This window comes from Pseudomonas sp. B21-035 (genome assembly GCF_024748945.1).
Taxonomy (GTDB): Bacteria; Pseudomonadota; Gammaproteobacteria; order Pseudomonadales; family Pseudomonadaceae; genus Aquipseudomonas.
This window is the reverse complement of record NZ_CP087179.1, coordinates 567,878-587,007: the sequence shown is the minus strand read 5'-3', so window position 1 is coordinate 587,007 and position 19,130 is coordinate 567,878. Positions and strand designations below refer to the sequence as shown.

Annotated in this window: 14 protein-coding genes and 1 pseudogene; 3 read left to right on the top strand and 12 right to left on the bottom strand. The window is 63.0% G+C overall.

The features are described from left to right. Position 1: 1 nt before the first annotated feature. Positions 2–916, bottom strand: coding sequence for an ABC transporter permease subunit (locus LOY22_RS02570; protein WP_010221625.1), 915 nt, complete (start codon positions 914–916; stop codon positions 2–4). Positions 917–1,090: 174 nt separating this feature from the next. Further along, positions 1,091–2,212 (bottom strand): annotated as a pseudogene (locus LOY22_RS02565) (branched-chain amino acid ABC transporter substrate-binding protein); the annotation flags it as partial. Between the two features lie 469 nt (positions 2,213–2,681). On the opposite strand from LOY22_RS02565, the gene pncB reads away from it, so the two are divergent. Next, positions 2,682–3,884, top strand: coding sequence for a nicotinate phosphoribosyltransferase (pncB, locus tag LOY22_RS02560; protein WP_045196893.1), 1,203 nt, complete (start codon positions 2,682–2,684; stop codon positions 3,882–3,884). Between the two features lie 3 nt (positions 3,885–3,887). Beyond that, positions 3,888–4,715 (top strand): ammonia-dependent NAD(+) synthetase, encoded by an 828-nt coding sequence (nadE, locus tag LOY22_RS02555; protein ID WP_045196892.1) that lies wholly within the window; start codon positions 3,888–3,890, stop codon positions 4,713–4,715. Positions 4,716–4,777: 62 nt separating this feature from the next. Here the strand turns inward: nadE and azu are convergent, their stop codons facing one another. After that, positions 4,778–5,224 carry an azurin gene (gene azu, locus LOY22_RS02550; protein ID WP_258596143.1) on the bottom strand — a complete coding sequence of 149 codons (447 nt, stop codon included), beginning with the start codon at positions 5,222–5,224 and terminating at the stop codon, positions 4,778–4,780. A 355-nt stretch (positions 5,225–5,579) separates the two neighbouring features. Here azu and LOY22_RS02545 point away from each other — a divergent pair, with 355 nt between their 5' ends. Beyond that, positions 5,580–6,167: a TIGR00730 family Rossman fold protein gene (locus tag LOY22_RS02545; RefSeq protein ID WP_045196888.1), complete on the top strand. Its 588-nt coding sequence runs from the start codon at positions 5,580–5,582 to the stop codon at positions 6,165–6,167. 28 nt (positions 6,168–6,195) lie between these two features. Here the strand turns inward: LOY22_RS02545 and LOY22_RS02540 are convergent, their stop codons facing one another. The 9 genes from LOY22_RS02540 to rpsF form a co-directional block, all read right to left on the bottom strand. Beyond that, positions 6,196–7,101 (bottom strand): transglutaminase family protein, encoded by a 906-nt coding sequence (locus LOY22_RS02540; protein ID WP_258596141.1) that lies wholly within the window; start codon positions 7,099–7,101, stop codon positions 6,196–6,198. After that, entirely contained in the window at positions 7,101–9,587 is a 2,487-nt protein-coding gene (locus LOY22_RS02535) for a circularly permuted type 2 ATP-grasp protein (RefSeq protein WP_258596139.1), read from the bottom strand. The genes LOY22_RS02540 and LOY22_RS02535 overlap by 1 nt, the downstream gene beginning before the upstream one ends. Before the next feature lie 39 nt (positions 9,588–9,626). Beyond that, positions 9,627–12,911, bottom strand: coding sequence for a DUF2126 domain-containing protein (locus LOY22_RS02530; protein WP_258596137.1), 3,285 nt, complete (start codon positions 12,909–12,911; stop codon positions 9,627–9,629). 200 nt (positions 12,912–13,111) lie between these two features. Then, on the bottom strand, positions 13,112–15,415 hold the full coding sequence (locus LOY22_RS02525; protein WP_093376702.1) for a YgiQ family radical SAM protein: 2,304 nt from the start codon (positions 15,413–15,415) through the stop codon (positions 13,112–13,114). Positions 15,416–15,516: 101 nt separating this feature from the next. Continuing rightward, positions 15,517–16,914, bottom strand: a complete 1,398-nt coding sequence (gene dnaB, locus LOY22_RS02520; RefSeq protein ID WP_045196878.1) for a replicative DNA helicase — start codon at positions 16,912–16,914, stop codon at positions 15,517–15,519. A gap of 110 nt (positions 16,915–17,024) precedes the next feature. Continuing rightward, positions 17,025–17,471, bottom strand: a complete 447-nt coding sequence (gene rplI, locus LOY22_RS02515; protein WP_093376705.1) for a 50S ribosomal protein L9 — start codon at positions 17,469–17,471, stop codon at positions 17,025–17,027. Positions 17,472–17,492: 21 nt separating this feature from the next. Next, entirely contained in the window at positions 17,493–18,392 is a 900-nt protein-coding gene (locus tag LOY22_RS02510) for a hypothetical protein (RefSeq protein ID WP_045196874.1), read from the bottom strand. A gap of 36 nt (positions 18,393–18,428) precedes the next feature. Then, positions 18,429–18,659 carry a 30S ribosomal protein S18 gene (gene rpsR / locus LOY22_RS02505; RefSeq protein ID WP_009403887.1) on the bottom strand — a complete coding sequence of 77 codons (231 nt, stop codon included), beginning with the start codon at positions 18,657–18,659 and terminating at the stop codon, positions 18,429–18,431. Positions 18,660–18,687: 28 nt separating this feature from the next. Then, on the bottom strand, positions 18,688–19,110 hold the full coding sequence (rpsF, locus tag LOY22_RS02500; RefSeq protein ID WP_045196870.1) for a 30S ribosomal protein S6: 423 nt from the start codon (positions 19,108–19,110) through the stop codon (positions 18,688–18,690). Positions 19,111–19,130 lie beyond the last annotated feature (20 nt).

Below are 19,130 nucleotides of genomic sequence, written 5' to 3'. Positions count from 1 at the left end.
CTTACACCTTCGCCACGAGTGGGCGACCCAGCAGGCCTTGGGGACGGAAGATCAGGATCAGCACCAGTAGCGAGAAACTGAACACGTCTTTGTAGTCGGAGTTGATCAGCCCGGAGAACAGCGACTCGGAAATCCCGAGGATGATCCCGCCGAGCATGGCGCCCGGCAGCGAGCCAATGCCACCGAGCACCGCGGCGGTGAAGGCCTTGATGCCGATGATAAAGCCCGCGTAGAAGTCGAAGGTGCCGTAGTTCATGGTGATCAGCACGCCGGCCAGGGCCGCCATGACAGCACCGATGACAAACACATAGGAGATCACCCGGTCGGTGTTGATACCGAGGATCGAAGCCATCTTGCGATCCTGCTGGGTGGCCCGGCACATGCGCCCGAGCTTGGTGAACTTGATGATGTAGGTAAGCGCCGCCATGCCGACGAAGGCCGCCACCAGGATGAAGATCTTGGTGTAGGTCAGTTGCACGAAACCGGTGCCCACTTCGACGCGCCAGGCGCCTTCAAGCAGGGTCGGTACGCCTTGCTGGCGTGCGCCCTGGCTGATCTGCGCGTAGTTCTGCAGGATCAGCGAGATGCCGATGGCACTGATCAGCGGCGCCAGGCGGGTGGAGTTGCGCAGGGGTTTGTAGGCGATGCGTTCGATGGTCCAGCCGTAGACTCCGGTGACCACCACCGTGAAGATCAGCGTCCCGAGCATCAGCAAGGGGAAGGATTCGATACCGAAATACGCCAGCAATGCCAGGCTGATTGCCGCCAGGTACGCGGAAATCATATACACCTCGCCGTGCGCGAAGTTGATCATGCCGATAATGCCATAGACCATTGTGTAGCCGATGGCGATCAGGCCATAGACGGACCCGAGGGTCAGCCCGTTGACCAGTTGCTGCAGGAAAATACCATCCATAACGCAATCTCACGTATTTGAGATTGCACAAGCGCCGACTACGGTGAGCCCCGGATGAAGCGGCCCTCGCAGCGCAGGGTTGTGCAGATCTACGAGAAAAGACAGGTACGGCGCAAAACCGGGTAGCGACCCGGGCTCAGGCCCGGGTCGCCTACCGTTGTTATTTTTGTTTTCCAGTTGGTGGTACTTGCCGTCCTTGTCCCACTGGTAGACCACATAGTCAGAGACCGTCAGGTCGCCCTTGCTGTCCCACTTTTTCTCGCCCATCACGGTTTGCACCGGGTTGGCCTTGAGCCACTTGGCAGCGTCTTCGCCCTTGTTCGACTTGGCGCCGTTGAAGGCTGCAGCCAGGGCCTGGACCGAAGCGTAGGCATACAGGGTGTAGCCTTCTGGCTCGGTGCCGCCTTTGCGGAACTCCTCGACCACCGCCTTGCTGTCTGGCAGCAGGCGCGGGTCGGCGCCGAAGGTCATGTACACGCCATCGACGTATTGCGCGCCACCAGCGGTGGAGACCAGTTCGTCGGTTACGATGCCGTCGTCGGACATGAACTTGACGTCTTTCAGGCCTTGCTCGCGGAGCTGCCGTACCAGTGGACCCGCTTCAGGATGCAGACCACCGAAGTAGACCACGTCTGCCCCGGTGGAGCGGATTTTGGTGACAAGGGCGCTGAAGTCTTTCTCGCCACGAGTCAGGCCTTCGTAGAGAACAGGTTTCACGCCGCGTTTTTCAAGCTGGGCCTTGGTGGCATCTGCCAGGCCCTGGCCGTAGGTGTCCTTGTCGTGCACTACTGCAACCTTCTTGCCTTTGAGCACATCGACAATGTAGTCGCCGGCGACAATGCCCTGCTGATCGTCACGCCCGCACATACGGAACATCGCACCGAGGCCGCGCTCGGTCACCTGCGGGTTGGTCGAGCCCGGGGTGATGGCGATGACACCGGCTTCGTCATACACCTCAGACGCCGGAATGGTGTTGGACGAGCAGAAGTGCCCGACCACACCGATCACCTTGTCCTGGTCGACCAGGCGGTTGGCCACGGCCACGGCTTGCTTCGGCTCGCAGGCATCGTCGCCCTTGACCAGCACGATCTTCTCGCCGTTGACGCCGCCCGCGGCATTGACCTTGTCAGCCGCTGCCTGTGCACCTTTCATGTACTGCTCGCCAAACGCTGCGTTGGCACCGGTCATCGGGCCTGCTACGCCGATCTTGATGTCGGCCTGAACATACGAAGAAACGCCCAGCGCCGTAGCTACGGCGAGGGCCAGAAAGCCTTTCTTGTAAAACGTCTGCGACATGAGGTGGTGCTCCTGGAGTTTTTTTGGTTGGCACTACAACTTTCAGCAATTGCTCTGAGCAAGGGCCGTGCCATTGGTTTTTTATTCTGGAAAAACTCGTGAACAAGTTGCGCAGCCAGGATTCACGGCCTTTTTTTACTGGTCGTGCAACCGTCTGCCTCACGACAAGCGCCACCGGACACGAGAAAAAAGAGCAACCGCGAAGTGCCATCATTGCAACCCTGGGTTGTGGTTACGTGCAACCAGCCTGTAACAGGATGCGTAACCGAACTGCACATCCTTGGTGCGCGACTGCTACAGCGGGCACCATTACAGGCTAGCCGCTGCCCGACAAAAGCGCCGCTACCTGTAGCCTGCTACCGAATTACCCCGGCCTCGGCCTGCCCGCGTGGCGGCAAAGGCTGGCACAATGCGCAGGTCTGTGCGCCGTCGCTGGCGGTGATGGCGCGCGCCCCCTTTGGAGCCCCCTATGAGCGAGAGTGCATTTGCCGATCGCATCGTGCAGAACCTGCTCGACACCGATTTCTACAAGCTGACCATGATGCAGGCCGTGCTGCACAACTACCCCAACGTCGACGTGGAATGGGAGTTCCGCTGCCGCAATGGTGAAGACCTGCGCCCTTATCTGGCGCAGATCCGCGAGCAGATCGAGCAGTTGTGCGAACTGAGCCTGGGTAATGGCCAGTTGGGCTTCCTCGAGCAGATCAGCTTCATGAAGCCGGACTTCCTGCGCTTTCTCGGCCTGTTCCGCTTCAACCTGCGCTACCTGCAACTGGGGGTCGAGAACGACCAGCTGTACTTGCGCCTGCGCGGCCCCTGGCTGCACGTGATCCTGTTTGAAGTACCTTTGCTTGCGATCATCAGTGAAGTGCGCAACCGCCATCGCCACCCCCAGGCCAAACTCAGCGACGCCCGCGACCAGCTGTACCGTAAGTTCGACTGGCTCAAGGCCAATGCCAGCAGCGAGGAGCTGGCCGAATTGCAGGTCGCCGACTTCGGCACCCGCCGACGCTTCTCCTACAAGGTTCAGGAAGAAGTGGTACGGGTGCTCAAGGAAGATTTCCCCGCGCGTTTCGTCGGCACCAGCAACGTGCACCTGGCACGGAAACTGGATATCAAGCCACTGGGGACCATGGCCCACGAATGGATCATGGCCCACCAGCAACTGGGGCCGCGGCTGATCGACAGCCAGATTGCCGCGCTCGATTGTTGGGTGCGCGAGTACCGCGGGCTGCTGGGCATCGCCCTCACCGATTGCATCACCATGGATGCTTTCCTGACCGATTTCGACCTGTACTTCGCCAAGCTGTTCGACGGCCTGCGCCATGACTCGGGCGATCCGGTGCAGTGGGCGGAAAAGGCCATCAGCCACTATCGCAAGCTGGGGATCGACCCGATGACCAAGACCCTGGTGTTCTCCGACGGCCTGAACCTGACCAAATCGCTGGAGATCTTCCGGGCCCTGCGCGGGCGCATCAATGTCAGCTTCGGCATCGGCACCAACCTCACCTGCGATCTGCCCGGGGTGGCGCCGATGAGCATCGTGCTTAAAATGACCGACTGTAACGGCCAGCCCGTCGCCAAGATTTCCGATGAGGCGGCCAAGACCCAATGCCGCGACGAAAACTTCGTCGCCTACCTGCGCCACGTCTTCAAAGTGTCCAAGGAGTAATTCATGCAAGCCGTCCAGCGAGAGATTGCGCAAGCGCTCAAGGTCCAGCCGCCGTTCGCCGACAGCGCCGCGCTCGAAGCCGAAGTGGCCCGGCGCGTGGCCTTCATCAAGACCTGCCTGCACAACGCACGGCTCAAGACCCTGGTGCTGGGTATCAGTGGTGGTGTTGACTCGCTGACCGCCGCGCTGATGGCGCAACGGGCGATCAATGAACTGCGCAGCGAGACGGCTGATGAGCAGTACCGCTTCATTGCCGTGCGCCTGCCGTACCAGGTGCAGCACGACGAACACGACGCCCAGGCCTGCCTGGAGGTGATCAAGGCCGACGAGGTGCACACTGTCGACATCGCCCCGGCCGTGCGTGCCCTGGCGACCGAGGTCAAGGCCCTGGAAAACGGCGCGCCGGCGATGGTCGATTTCGTCGTCGGCAACACCAAGGCGCGCATGCGCATGGTTGCCCAGTACACCATCGCCGGTGCCCGCCAGGGCCTGGTGATCGGCACCGACCATGCCGCCGAAGCGGTGATGGGCTTCTTTACCAAGTTTGGTGATGGTTCCTGCGACCTGGCACCGCTCAGTGGCCTGGTGAAAAACCAGGTGCGGGCCATCGCGCGCAGCTTTGGCGCGCCGGAGTCACTGGTGGAGAAGGTGCCGACTGCAGACCTTGAGGACCTGGCGCCAGGCAAGCCGGACGAAGCGTCCCACGGCGTCACCTATGCGCAGATCGATGCGTTCCTGCATGGCGAGGCGGTGAGCCAGGAAGCGTTCGACATCATCAGCGCCACCTACCGCAAGACCCAGCACAAGCGCGAGATGCCGTTCGCGCCTTGAACGCATCGCGGGGCAAGCCCGCTCCTGTGGGAGCGGGCTTGCCCCGCGATCAGGTACCCGAATTACTTCAGGGTAACAGTGCCTTTCATCATCGAGATGTGGCCAGGGAACGAGCAGAAGAAGCCGTACTTCTCGTCAGCTTTCAGCTTGGACACGTCGAAGGTCACCGAGTCGGTTTCCTTAGCGCCAATGATCTTGGTGTGGGCGATCACGCGCTCGTCACCGTCTTTCAGATAGTTTTTGTCGATGCCGGCAGCCAGGCCGTCGGTGGCGATCGGCTGCATGTCAGCTTCTTTGCTGATGACCAGGTTGTGGCCCATGACGTTCTTCGGCAACGAACCGGAGTGGGTCAGTTCGACAGTGAAGGTCTTGCAGCTCTTGTCGATTTCGATGGCCTTGGTGTTGAAGGACATCTGGTCGGTGGAATCGACCGTGACCTTGCACTCAGCGGCAAATACCTGAGTGCTGGCGAGGGTCAGCAAGGATACTGCGACAACTTTGGCAAACATCGTGAATCTCCATGGCAGGGGTTTTTTATCAGTTTGCAGACTGCCTGAAACCGCAAGGCCGGCCCATGATGTGGGTCAAGCACTGGCCGAAGAGCCAGGCAGTGAATTTGTTCTATGGATTGTATACAGGAAATCTAAGTGCCCATCATGCACCTTTGAGGGAGGATGAGACAACCTCTCATTTAGGAGTAAACGATCATGTCCTTTGGTACTTTCTTCAATGGCCTGCTGGCCGCCTACGCCTGCGGCGCTGCGGGCGCCTCATGCGAATTCGCCCGGCCGGAGTAACGACTGCGGGCTTGGAAGCGAGCGGCCAGCACCTTACTCTGTGTGCGCTTGTAACCGGAGAGAAGCAATGCCCGTACGTTCCGTTTGTGTGTTCTGTGGCGCCAGCACCGGCGTCAACCCGGCCTACCGCGAGGCGGCCATCGCCCTCGGCCAGGCCATCGCCGCGCGCGGCCTGACCCTGGTGTACGGCGGTGGCGCCGTGGGCCTGATGGGTATCGTTGCCGATGCGGCCATGGCCGCCGGTGGCGAAGTCATCGGCATCATCCCTGAAGCGCTGAAAAACGCCGAGATCGGCCACACCGGCCTGACCCGCCTGGAAGTGGTCGACGGCATGCACGCGCGCAAGGCACGCATGGCCGAACTGAGCGACGCATTCGTGGCCCTGCCCGGTGGCCTGGGCACCCTGGAAGAGCTGTTCGAAGTCTGGACCTGGGGCCAGTTGGGTTACCACGCCAAGCCCCTGGGCCTGCTCGACGTCAACGGCTTCTACAGCAAGCTGGGCAGCTTCCTTGACCATGTGGTGGAAGAAGGCTTCGTGCGCCCGCAACACCGCGCCATGCTGCAACTGGCCGACTCGCCAGCCGAGCTGCTCGAGGCCATGGACAACTTTGAAGCCCCGGTGCTGCCCAAGTGGGTCGACAAGAAGCCTGATTGACCCGCCTCATCGCGGGGCAAGCCCGCTCCTACAAGGCTGTGGCCTCATCCAGCGGCATCACCGTGACCTGCACCTGCGGGTCATGGCTGCCGCCACCGAGGATCACCCCACGCAGCGGCGAGACATCGGAAAAATCCCGGCCCCAGGCCAGGGTGATGTGTTCCAGCGCCGGGCGCAGGTTGTTGGTGGGATCGAAATCGATCCAGCCCTGCCCCGGGCAAAACACTGAAATCCACGCATGCGAGGCATCGGCGCCGATCAGCCGTGGCTGGCCGGGTGGCGGCCGGGTCAGCAGGTAGCCGCTGACATAACGCGCCGCCAGGCCGCGCGAGCGCAGGCAGGCGAGCATCAGGTGGGCAAAGTCCTGGCACACGCCGCGGCGGCGCTCCAGCACCTCCACCAGCGGCGTGGCGACCTGGGTCGCTTCGGCATCGAAGGTGAACTCGCTGAAGATCTTCTCCATCAACGCCTGCACGCCTTCCAGCAATGCCCGGCCAGGCTCGAAAGAGGATTCGCTGAAGGCCACGAAGCGCTGCTTGAGGCGCACATAAGGCGACTCGAATCGGTAACGGCAGGCTTCCAGAAGCGCCGCTGCCATCGGCTGGCTGGCATAGGTCAGGGCCTCGCGCACCTGCTCCCAGGCCGGCGAGGCGGCAAAGTCCGGCGCCGTCCGCTCGAGCACTTCAACCTGCAAGCGCGCCACCACCCGCAACTGCTCATGCTGACGCTCGAACGCCAGGCGCGTCAGCGGGTTGCCGAACACGTCCCACTCATCGCGCCGCTGGGTCGGCTGCGGGCTGACCTGCAGGGCCTGGGCCGTGCAGCGTTGCCAGGCGCAAGGCCGTGGCCATAAGTGCGCCAGCTGCTGGGCCAGGGACACCGGGCTGTCGTAGCGGTAATGGGTGTCGTGGATAATCTGGTAGCGCGCACTCATCACAGCGACACCGTCTGCTGGCTGACATCCTCGACGTGAGCGAAATGGCGCAGGGCCAGGCGCTCGGAAATCTCGCCACTGGCCAGAGCCACCCCTTGCAGCAGGTCAGCAAGCCCCGACAGCACCGCTTGTACACTGGCGCTGCCGAACAACGGGTCTTCCAGGCTGCGCAGGTCGAAGTGACGCAATTGCTCGGCCAGTAGCGCCAGAGCCGGGTCGCGTGGGCTGTCGAATTCCTCGCTCAAGCGTTGGTTGGCACGCACCAGCAGTTTGAGCTGGAACAGCACGGCGTGGGGGTTCTGTTCATCGAGCAGGAGCAGATCGAGCACCGGGATCAACTGCGCCACCGCCAGGTAGCGCGAGCGGTAGGTGATGCTGCTATTGCCCAGCTCCAGCAACCATTCAAGCCCGGCCTGGTCGTACACCGCCGGCCCGCGCAGAAACGCCGCCAGGCTGCTGCACAGTGACTGCAATCGCTCGATACGCCGGCCAATCATCAGGAAGCGCCAGCCTTCGTCGCGGGTCATGTCGTCGAGGGCAAAACCCGACAGCGCCGCCAGCGACATCACCAGGCGGTTGAGAAAATCCACCCGCTCGCCAAAGTCCGCCTCGGCATCTTCCAGGCATTGCGCCTCCCGCTGCAGCTCGACCAGCGCCTGCCAGTTCTCCCGCGAGAGCTTGCCGCGCACCTGCGACGCCGCCCAGTGCAGACGCTGCAAATTGGCCCGCAGGCTGAAGGCCCAGTCGCCATCGTCCAGCGCCGCGCGCAGGCGCTCGGGCAACTCGCCCTCCTCCGGCAGCAGCGACAATTCATCGGCCAGTTCCACCGCCGCCTGCAGGGCCAGCGGATCGTCGCCGTCCAGGTAGCGGGTGAGGATGATCCGCAGCAGGCGCGCACTGGCATCGCAGCGCTCGCAGTAGCGCCCGAACCAGAACAGGTTCTCCACCACCCGCGACGGCAGGTAAGGGTCCTGGCGGATCAGCTCGGCCACGCCGATGGTGCGCTGGGCCCGCCATTGCTCGCCCGCTGGCGCCGCTTCGCCGAGCACCCAGGTGTCCTTGCTGGCGCCACCGCGCTGCATCGACACCACCTCGGCGTCAGCTTGCGCAGCAACCCGGGTCAGGCCACCGGGCAGCACCCGATAACCGTCCGCCGAGGCCACCGCGTACACACGCATGCCAATGGCCCGCGGCTGCACCTGGCCCTTGTCGGCCTGCCACACCGGCGCCTGGGACAACTGCGCCAGCTCCTGGGCGACATAGGCGTAAGGCCGCGCCTGGATGCGTTCGGCCAGGGCCTGGCGCTGGGCCGGGTCGAGGTCACGGCCGAACACCGGGCTGAAACTCTGTGACGGGAACGCCGGCTTGACCAATAGCTTCGGCAACTGCTCCAGTGCCCGTGCCATCACCGGTGGCTCACCGCACCACCAGGTGGCGATCGACGGCAGGCTCAGTTCTTCAGCAAACAAGCGCTGGTTGATCGCCGGCAAGAAACCGAGCAGGCCCGGCGACTCAAGCACGCCGCTGCCCAGCGCATTGGCCACCAGCACCCGGCCCTGGCGCACGGCATCGAGCAAGCCGGGCACGCCCAGGGCCGAGTCGGTGCGCAGCTCCAGCGGGTCGCAGAAATCATCGTCCAGGCGCCGCATGATTGCGTGCACCCGGCGCAGGCCGCTCAGGGTCTTGAGGTATACGGTGGCATCGCGCACGGTCAGGTCGCTGCCCTCGACCAGTGGATAACCCAGCTGCCGCGCCAGGTACAGGTGCTCGAAATAGCTCTCGTTGAAGCGCCCTGGGGTCAGCAGCACCACCAGTGGCGCCTCCTGGTCACTGGGTGCCAGGCGCGCCAGGGTCTGTTGCAGGGTGCGGAAGAAACCGGCCAGGTGGTGCACCTGCAAGTCGCGGTATAGCTCGGGCAACGCCCGCGAAACGATGGTGCGATTCTCCAGCGCGAAGCCTGCGCCCGACGGCGCCTGGGTGCGGTCTGCCGTCACCCACCAGCGCCCGTCCGGGGCACGGGCCACGTCCACCGCGTAGACATGCAGGTAGGTGCCTTCAGGTGGCGCTATACCCTGGCAGGGCCAGAGGAAATTGTTATGGCCATAGACCAGCTCGGCGGGCAGCAGGCCTTCGCTGATCAACTGCTGCGGCCCGTAGATATCGGCCAGTACCGCATTGAGCAAGCGCGCGCGCTGTTCGACACCGGCGGCCAGTTGCTGCCATTCGGCGGCAGGCAGCAGGTGCGGCAACAAGTCCAGCTCCCAGGGCCGGTCGGCGCCCTTGGGGTCGGCGTAAACGTTGTAGGTGACGCCGTTCTCGCGCAACTGGCGGGTCAGCGAGGCCTGGCGCTGGGCCAGTTGCGCCGGCCCGCTGCGCTGCAGGTAAGCGCACAACGGCTGCCAGTGCGCACGCACCGCACCCTGGCTTTCGAGCATCTCGTGATAAGTCCCCGCACTCAGCGGGTAAGCATCCAACAGGTCAGGCATGGCAATGCTCGAAGGCCACAGGTCAGTTCAGAGTAGCGCTCAGCCGCGGCGCAAATCCAGGGTAAAGGGTAGTTCCGGGTTCACCTGCGCCGATGGTATGTCCACTACACCCGGGCTGTGTCCGAGGCGGAAGAAGCGTGCCTGGCGCCGGCTCTGGGCTTCGTTGGCATTGACCGGCAGGGTCTGGTAGTTGCGACCGCCCGGATGCGCCACGTGGTACTGGCAACCGCCCAGCGAGCGGCCCATCCAGGTATCGAGCAAGTCGAACACCAGCGGCGCCTGCACCGCAATGGTTGGCTGCAGGCAATTGGCCGGCTGCCAGGCGCGATAGCGCACCGCCGCGACGAACTCACCGACGCGTCCGGTGGCTTGCAAGGGTAGCGCCCGACCGTTACAGGTCAGTTGATAACGCTCCGGCGGCAGGCCGCTGACCTTGACCTGCAGGCGCTCCAGCGACGAGTCGACATAACGCACCGTGGCACCGCCAGTACCCTCCTCGCCCAGTACATGCCAGGGCTCCAGGGCCTGGCGCAGTTCCAGCTCGATGCCGTTGACGGCATAGTCGCCGACCTTGGGGAAACGAAACTCCAGGTGTGCGGCAAACCACTCGGCACGCAGCGGGTAGCCTGCGGCGTTGAGCTCGACCAGCACATCGGCAAAGTCCTGCTCGATAAAGTGCCCCAGCATGAACCGGTCATGCAGCTCGGTGCCCCAGCGGGCCAGGCGCTTGGGCGCATAGGGCTCACGCCAGAAACGCGCGACCAGGGCGCGCAGCAGCAGTTGCTGGACCAGGCTCATGCGCGCATGCGGCGGCATCTCGAAGGCGCGCAGTTCCAGCAACCCCAAACGCCCGGCCGGGCCGTCCGGGGAGTACAGCTTGTCGATGCAGAACTCGGCGCGGTGGGTATTGCCGGTAACGTCGATCAGCAAGTTGCGCAGCAGCCGGTCGACCAGCCACGGCGGGCCTTCCTCGCCCGCTGCCGGCATCTGCGCGAAAGCGATCTCCAGCTCATACAACGCATCGTTACGCGCTTCATCCACCCGTGGCGCCTGGGAAGTCGGACCAATGAACAGGCCGGAAAACAGGTAGGAAAGCGACGGGTGATTGTGCCAGTAGCTGATCAGGCTACGTAGCAAGTCAGGGCGGCGCAGGAACGGCGAGTCGGCCGGGGTGGCGCCACCGAGGACGAAATGGTTACCGCCACCGGTGCCGGTGTGTCGGCCGTCGATCATGAATTTTTCGCTGCTCAAGCGCGTCAGGCGCGCCTGCTCGTATAGGAACTCGGTGCGCTCCACCAGTTCGTCCCAACTGGCCGAAGGCTGCACGTTGACCTCGATGACGCCGGGGTCGGGAGTCACCTTGAAGTTGGCCAGGCGCGGATCGGCCGGCGGCTCGTAGCCTTCGAGGATGACCGGGCAATGCAGCTCGGCCGCGGTGGCTTCGATCACCGCAACCAGTTCGAGGTAATCCTGCAAGCGAGACAGCGGTGGCATGAACAGGTACAGGCGCCCTTCTCGCGGCTCTGCACACAGCGCGGTACGGGTCAGCCAGTCGGCCGAGGCATCGACCTCGGGGGCTGCGTGCTCCTGCTCATCGAGCGCCTGCCCGGCGCTGGCCTTGAGCAGTTGGTCACGATCAGGCAGATCCCCGAGCACCTGGTTGGGATCGGTCGGATGCACGTAGGGATATTCCGCGGCCTTGACCCAGGGCTGCGCCGCCAGCGGCAAGCGGTAACCCAGCGGCGAGTCGCCCGGCACCAGGCGGCAATGCTCATCGCGCAAGTACCAGCGTCCGCTCTGCCAGCGTTGCTCGTCGGCGCTGCGGGCCAGCGGCAGCACCTGGCCGATGACCTTGTCCAGGCCCTGGCTGAACACCTTGCGCAGCCTTGCACGCTCCATCTCGTCGTCCAGGCGCGCAGCGTCGGGGCGCACGTTGGACGGCAGGCCGCCCTCGCGCCACAGGTAATAGAGTGAGTCTTCGTAGGCGCCGAAGACATAACGCGCAGGCAGCCTCAGCCGTTCGGCAACGCTGGCCAGGAAGCGCGCGGCCAGCGCGCTGTCGGCGCCGAGATCCTGGTGTTGGTCGGCGATCAACGCCGGATTGTTCCACAGCGGCACACCATCACGCCGCCAAAAGCAGTTGAGCGACCAACGCGGCAGTTGCTCGCCCGGGTACCATTTGCCCTGGCCGAAGTGCACCAGGCCATGGGGCGCGTAATGCTTGTACAGGCGCTGGAACAGCTCACCGGCCAGGCGCCGTTTGTTCGCGCCCAGCGCTGCGGTGTTCCACTCGGCGCCGTCAGGGTCGTCAATGGCCACGAAGGTTGGTTCACCGCCCATGGTCAGGCGCACGTCCGCTGCTTTCAGGTCGCTGTCTACCTGGCGCCCGAGGGCGACGATGGCCTGCCATTGTTCGTCGCTGTAGGGCAGCGTCACCCGCGGCGATTCCCACAGGCGCTCGACACTCATTTCATGCTCGAAAGTGCATTCGCAGGGCTCGACCAGGCCGCTGATCGGTGCCGCTGAAGTCGGATCGGGGCTACAAGCCAATGGGATATGCCCTTCCCCGGCAAACAGCCCGGAGGTGGCGTCCAGGCCGATCCAGCCGGCGCCGGGCAGGTACACCTCGCACCAGGCGTGCAGGTCGGTGAAGTCCTCTTCGGTGCCCGACGGGCCGTCCAGTGCCTTGATGTCGGCGGTCAGCTGAATCAGATAACCGGAGACGAACCGCGCCGCCAGGCCCAGGTGGCGCAACAACTGCACCAGTAGCCAGGCCGAGTCGCGGCAGGAGCCGGAACCCAGTTCCAGGGTCTGCTCCGGGGTTTGCACACCGGGCTCGAGGCGGATGAGGTAGCTGATGTCCTCGCTCAGGCGCTGATTGAGCGCCACCAGGAAATCGACACTGGCCTGGGGCGTGCGCTCGATGCTGTCCAGGTAGGTAGCGAACTTCGGCGTCAGCGGCAGTTGCTCCAGGTAGGGCAGCAGTTCGTGGCGTTCGTCTCGGCCATAACTGAAGGGAATCTGCTCGGCGTAGGGTTCGAGAAAGAAGTCGAACGGATTGAACACCGCCATCTCGGCGACCAGGTCGACTTCCACGCGCAGGCTGTCAGTCTTTTCCGGGAATACCAGGCGCGCCAGGTAGTTGCCCTGTGGGTCCTGCTGCCAATTGATGAAATGTCCGTCCGGCTGCACCTTCAGCCCGTAGGAGAGGATCCTCGTGCGGCTGTGAGCAGCCGGGCGCAGGCGAACAATTTGCGGGCCCAGTTCAACTGCACGGTCGTAGCGGTACTCGGTGACATGGTGCAAGGCGACATGAATCGACACGGCGGGCCTCCTGCGAGCCTGGGCGGTAGTGGAACCGCGCAAGACTTGTGCCATGGGCCCAGGCCTGCGATTCCCTGCATGCAGCCGGTACAGTCGCACCAAAAGCGCACCGTAGCGAGGCCGCCGTGCAAGCCTTGCACAGATTTGAGGCTTTGCCAGCGACGCAAACAAAAACGCCAGCCCGAAGGCTGGCGTTTCAGTTAGCGCGGCAGAACCGGCTGGCGGGCGGGCTTTTTCTTGCCCTTGCCGCCCTTGGCGGCATCTTTGCGCGCCTTGGCCGCTTCCTGGTTGCGGGCAAACGCCGCCGCCTTGGCCTGTTCACGCTTGTCCCACGGCTTGGAACCATCGCTGGCACGCGGCGGCAAGCCGTTGTGCTGGGTGAGGATCTTCTGCTCTTTGGCCACCTTGTGGCTGCCGGCCGGGGTCGAGTTCTTGCGCCGGGCACTCTGGTAGCTGTCGGTCGCCGGCTGGTGCAGCGGGATCAACTGGTGCTTGCCCGGGCCGATCAGGTCGGCGCGGCCCATGCGCTCCAGGGCTTCACGCAGCATCGGCCAGCCCTTCGGATCGTGGTAGCGCAAAAAGGCCTTGTGCAAGCGGCGCTGCTGCTCGCTCTTGACGATGGTCACCGGGTCGCTCTTGTAAGTGACCTTGCGCAGCGGGTTCTTGCCCGAGTGGTACATGGCCGTGGCCGAGGCCATTGGCGACGGGTAGAACGCCTGCACCTGGTCGGCACGGAAGCCGTTGCCCTTGAGCCACAGGGCCAGGTTCATCATGTCTTCGTCGGTGGTGCCCGGGTGCGCGGCGATGAAGTACGGGATCAGGTACTGCTCTTTGCCCGCCTCTTTCGAGTACTTCTCGAACATGCGCTTGAAGCGGTCATAGCTACCGATGCCCGGCTTCATCATCTGGTTCAGCGGGCCTTCCTCGGTGTGCTCCGGGGCAATCTTTAGGTAGCCGCCGACGTGGTGGGTCACCAGCTCCTTGACGTACTCCGGCGACTCTACCGCCAGGTCGTAACGCAGGCCCGAGGCGATGAGGATCTTCTTCACCCCTGGCAGGTCACGGGCGCTGCGGTACAGCTTGATCAGCGCCGAGTGGTCGGTGTTCAAGTTCGGGCAGATGCCCGGGAACACGCACGACGGCTTGCGGCACGCCGATTCGATCTCGGGGCTCTTGCAGGCGATGCGGTACATGTTCGCAGTCGGGCCGCCGAGGTCGGAGATGACCCCGGTAAAGCCGGGCACCTTGTCGCGAATCTCTTCGATCTCGCGAATGATCGACTCGTGCGAGCGGTTCTGGATGATGCGCCCTTCGTGCTCGGTGATCGAGCAGAAGGTGCAGCCGCCGAAGCAGCCGCGCATGATGTTCACCGAGAAGCGGATCATGTCGTAGGCGGGGATTTTCTCCTTGCCGTACGCCGGGTGCGGGATGCGCGCATAGGGCATGCCGAACACGTAGTCCATTTCTTCGGTGGTCATCGGAATGGGTGGCGGGTTGAACCACACGTCCACTTCGCCATGCTTCTGCACCAGGGCACGGGCGTTACCCGGGTTGGTCTCCAGGTGCAGCACGCGGTTGGCGTGGGCATAGAGCACCGGGTCGTTGCGGACCTTCTCGAACGACGGCAGGCGGATGACCGTCTTGTCACGGGTCATGCGCGGGCTGGCGAGGATCTGCACAACCTTGGCTTCGTTGGGGTCTTCGACCTCGCCCTTTTCCTGCTCGATGGCGCAGGCCTGGGTGTCCTGGGTGTTGACGTACGGGTTGATGATCTTGTCGACCTTGCCCGGACGGTCGATACGGGTCGAGTCGACCTCGTACCAGCCTTGCGGGGTATCACGGCGTACGAAGGCGGTGCCGCGAATGTCGGTGATGCTCTCGATCGACTCGCCGAACGACAGGCGCTGGGCCACTTCGACGATGGCCCGCTCGGCGTTGCCGTACAGCAGGATGTCGGCGCAGGCGTCGATCAGGATCGAATGACGGACCTTGTCCTGCCAGTAGTCGTAGTGAGCGATGCGGCGCAGGGAGGCTTCGATGCCGCCGAGGACGATCGGCACATGCTTGTAGGCTTCCTTGCAGCGCTGGCTGTACACCAGGCTGGCGCGGTCCGGACGCTTGCCGGCCATGCCGCCCGGGGTATAGGCGTCGTCGGAGCGGATCTTCTTGTCAGCGGTGTAGCGGTTGATCATCGAATCCATGTTGCCGGCCGCGACGCCGAAGAACAGGTTCGGCTCGCCGAGCTTCATGAAGTCGTCTTTGGACTGCCAGTCCGGCTGGGCAATGATGCCCACGCGAAAGCCCTGGGCTTCCAGCAGGCGGCCAATGATGGCCATGCCGAACGACGGATGGTCGACGTAGGCATCACCGGTCACGATGATGACGTCGCAGGAATCCCAGCCGAGCTGATCCATCTCCTCCCTGCTCATCGGCAGGAACGGTGCTGGCCCGAAGCATTCGGCCCAGTACTTGGGATAGTCGAAAAGTGGTTTGGCTGCTTGCATGTCAGTGACCGGTGGCTAATCGATGAAAAATCGCGGGCGCGGAATATAGCACAAAAATTGACCAATTCCGACGCTCAAGGTCGGAATTGTCCAAATTGCCCTTACTCGTCGTCGTCGAAGTTGTAACTGCCCGGCGCGAGGTTTTCGAAGCGTGTGTACTTGCCGATGAAGGCCAGGCGGATAAAGCCGATCGGGCCGTTGCGCTGCTTGCCGATGATGATTTCGGCAATGCCCTTGTGCTCGGTCTCCGGGTGGTACACCTCGTCGCGGTAAACGAACATGATCACGTCGGCGTCCTGCTCGATCGCACCCGATTCGCGCAAGTCGGAGTTCACCGGGCGCTTGTTCGGCCGCTGTTCGAGGGAGCGGTTGAGCTGCGACAGGGCAACTACCGGGCAGTTGAACTCTTTGGCCAGGGCCTTGAGCGAGCGGGAGATCTCGGAAATCTCGTTGGTACGGTTGTCGCCGCTGGAGCCCGGGATCTGCATCAGCTGCAGGTAGTCGATCATGATCAGGGCGATGTCGCCGTGCTCGCGCACCAGGCGGCGGGTCCGGGCGCGCATTTCCGACGGGCTGATGCCGGCGGTGTCATCGATGAACAGCTTGCGGTCGTTGAGCAGGTTGACCGCCGAGGTCAGCCGCGGCCAGTCGTCGTCTTCAAGCTGGCCGGAGCGCACCTTGGTCTGGTCGATGCGCCCGAGCGACGACAGCATACGCATGATCAACGATTCGCCTGGCATCTCCAGCGAGTACACCAGCACCGCCTTGTCGCTGCGCAGTACCGCGTTCTCGACCAGGTTCATGGCGAAGGTGGTCTTACCCATCGACGGCCGGCCGGCGACGATGATCAGGTCGGCCGGCTGCAGGCCGCTGGTCTTCTCGTCGAGGTCGGTGTAGCCGGTGGACAGGCCGGTGATCGCACTGTCGGTATTGAACAGCGTGTCGATGCGGTCGATGGCCTTGGTCAGCAGGTCGTTGACGCCCACCGGGCCGCCGGTCTTCGGCCGCGCTTCGGCGATCTGGAAGATCTGCCGTTCGGCTTCGTCGAGGATCTCGGCAGCATTGCGCCCTTGCGGGTTGAAGGCGCTGTCGGCGATCTCGTTGCTGATGCTGATCAGCTGACGCAGGGTTGCCCGCTCGCGGATGATCGCGGCATAGGCCTTGATGTTGGCCACTGACGGGGTGTTCTTGGCCAGTTCGCCCAGGTAACCCAGGCCGCCAACCTGCGAACTCAGGCCTTCCTTGTCCAGCTGCTCGTGCAGGGTCACCACGTCGAACGGGGCGTTCTGGTCGGCGAGCTTGTGGATGGCGCGGAAGATCAGGCGGTGGTCATGCCGATAGAAGTCGCCGTCGGAGACTTGATCGAGCACGCGCTCCCAGGCGTTGTTGTCCAGCATCAAGCCACCGAGCACGGCCTGTTCGGCCTCGATGGAATGCGGCGGCACCTTCAGGGCAGCGGTTTGCAGATCATATTGCTCGGGGGCGGTTATCTCGTTCATGGCCACGCAGGAATCAGGGTGATGAAAAAGACAAAGGGCACGACCTGCAAAGCAGGATCGTGCCCGATGTTAACCGGCTGACACCCAAGGTGCCAGCCGATCGGTACAGCTTAGGCTGCGACAACAACCACGCGAACGGTGGCTTCAACGTCGCTGTGCAGGTGCACGGCAACGTCGTATTCGCCGACGTTACGGATGGTGCCGTTCGGCAGACGAACTTCAGCTTTAGCCACTTCAACGCCGGAGGCGGTCAGGGCATCAGCGATGTCGTGGGTGCCGATCGAACCGAACAGCTTGCCTTCGTCACCGGCGGTGGCAGTGATGGTCACTTCCAGCTCAGCCAGTTGGGCAGCGCGAGTTTCGGCCGAAGCTTTTTTCTCTGCAGCGATTTTTTCCAGCTCAGCACGACGCTCTTCGAACGCAGCCAGGTTGGCAGCGGTCGCAGCGGTGGCTTTGCCGAATGGCAGCAGGTAGTTACGACCGTAACCGGACTTAACTTTTACCTTGTCGCCCAGGTTGCCCAGGTTGGCGACTTTTTCCAGCAGGATCAGTTCCATTTGGTAATAACCTCTTAACTTTTAACCTTCACCGTTCGCGGAATCGTTATCGGCACCTTTTGGGGGCGCCTTGCGACCGCGAAAATCAATCAGGCTGTCGACAATGGCCAGGACCACGAGCAACGGATAAGTCAGCTGCATAAACAGCACCAGCGTCACGTACAACCCGACCAGCCAGAACTTGGCCAGTCGTCCTTGCGCCACCAGCCCATGCAGCAGGGCGAGCCCTGCAAACATCAGTGGAATGCTGCACAGGGGTGTCAACATCGCCAGCTCAGGACCGAAATTCGGCCCCACCAGCATGAGCACCACCAGCACCAGCGCCGGCACCAGGGGGAGCCTGACCGCTTGAAACTCGCGACCAAAACCACCCGGGTTATACAACAACGCCTGCCAGTAACGGCCCAACATCAGGGCCAGCACACTGACGGCTTGCAACAACGCCGCAATCAGGCCGACGAGCACCGGTGCAATAAGGCTTCCAAGGCGGCCCCGCTCCTCTACCGATAACTGTTGGTAGAGACCGTCGAGCATCTGCGGCAGGGCTTTTTCAAGCGCTCCAGCCAGAGCTTCAATCGGTTCGCGGAACACCGAACCCAGTACAACCCCGTACACCAGGCCCATGCCGATGCTGAACAACAGCACCCGGTTCCAGGACTGCCCGGCGCGCAACAGCGCCGCCAGACCCAGCGTACCCAGCAACACCATCAAGGTGCGCGGCTCGCCGAAGAACCACCAGGCCATCGCCGGCAACAAAGCCCAGGCGAGGACACCGGAAGCGTCCTTGAAACCGCGCCGCAGGAACACCAGGCTCCCGGCGGCGGCACTCAACCAGAACAACAGCGGCAAAGCCGCACAACCCACCACCACGAGGGTGGCTTGCACGCGACCGCGCATGATGAAATCAGCCAAGGCGCGCATGCATTTTATCCTTTGCTACTTGTCGACGACCCGGTCTCAGCGGCCGTGGCTGTCGGTGTAGGGCAGCAGGGCCAGGAAGCGGGCGCGCTTGATAGCGGTAGCCAGCTGACGCTGATAACGAGCTTTGGTACCGGTGATACGGCTTGGAACGATTTTGCCGGTTTCGGATACATAAGCTTTCAGGGTGTTGAGATCTTTGTAATCGATCTCTTTCACGTCTTCAGCAGTGAAGCGGCAGAATTTACGACGACGGAAGAAACGTGCCATGTAATAGGCTCCTCAAAAGGTCCGTGGATTACTCGTCAGCGTTATCGCTGTTGTCGCTGTCATCACTATCAGCGCTTTCGGCGCTTTCGTGCTCAGGACGGTCGCGACGCTCACGGCGCTCACTGCGGTTCTCTTCAGCCTTGAGCATCTCGGACTGGCCGGTAACGGCTTCGTCGCGACGGATGACCAGGTTACGGATCACGGCATCGTTGTAGCGGAAGTTGTCTTCCAGCTCGGCCAGGGCCTTGCCGGTGCACTCAACGTTCAGCATCACGTAGTGAGCCTTGTGAACATTGTTGATTGCATAGGCCAGTTGACGACGGCCCCAGTCTTCCAGACGGTGGATTTTACCGCCGTCTTCTTCGATCAGCTTGGTGTAACGCTCAACCATGCCGCCGACTTGCTCGCTCTGGTCAGGGTGGACCAGAAAGATGATTTCGTAATGACGCATGAATGCTCCTTACGGGTTGT

What these genes read in the sequence shown, in the direction of transcription:
- LOY22_RS02570 (WP_010221625.1), bottom strand. Translation starts at nt 916, where the DNA reads ATGGATGGTATTTTCCTGCAGCAACTGGTCAACGGGCTGACCCTCGGG.
- pncB (WP_045196893.1), top strand. Translation starts at nt 2,682, where the DNA reads ATGAGCGAGAGTGCATTTGCCGATCGCATCGTGCAGAACCTGCTCGAC.
- nadE (WP_045196892.1), top strand. Translation starts at nt 3,888, where the DNA reads ATGCAAGCCGTCCAGCGAGAGATTGCGCAAGCGCTCAAGGTCCAGCCG.
- azu (WP_258596143.1), bottom strand. Translation starts at nt 5,224, where the DNA reads ATGTTTGCCAAAGTTGTCGCAGTATCCTTGCTGACCCTCGCCAGCACT.
- LOY22_RS02545 (WP_045196888.1), top strand. Translation starts at nt 5,580, where the DNA reads ATGCCCGTACGTTCCGTTTGTGTGTTCTGTGGCGCCAGCACCGGCGTC.
- LOY22_RS02540 (WP_258596141.1), bottom strand. Translation starts at nt 7,101, where the DNA reads ATGAGTGCGCGCTACCAGATTATCCACGACACCCATTACCGCTACGAC.
- LOY22_RS02535 (WP_258596139.1), bottom strand. Translation starts at nt 9,587, where the DNA reads ATGCCTGACCTGTTGGATGCTTACCCGCTGAGTGCGGGGACTTATCAC.
- LOY22_RS02525 (WP_093376702.1), bottom strand. Translation starts at nt 15,415, where the DNA reads ATGCAAGCAGCCAAACCACTTTTCGACTATCCCAAGTACTGGGCCGAA.
- dnaB (WP_045196878.1), bottom strand. Translation starts at nt 16,914, where the DNA reads ATGAACGAGATAACCGCCCCCGAGCAATATGATCTGCAAACCGCTGCC.
- rplI (WP_093376705.1), bottom strand. Translation starts at nt 17,471, where the DNA reads ATGGAACTGATCCTGCTGGAAAAAGTCGCCAACCTGGGCAACCTGGGC.
- LOY22_RS02510 (WP_045196874.1), bottom strand. Translation starts at nt 18,392, where the DNA reads ATGCGCGCCTTGGCTGATTTCATCATGCGCGGTCGCGTGCAAGCCACC.
- rpsR (WP_009403887.1), bottom strand. Translation starts at nt 18,659, where the DNA reads ATGGCACGTTTCTTCCGTCGTCGTAAATTCTGCCGCTTCACTGCTGAA.
- rpsF (WP_045196870.1), bottom strand. Translation starts at nt 19,110, where the DNA reads ATGCGTCATTACGAAATCATCTTTCTGGTCCACCCTGACCAGAGCGAG.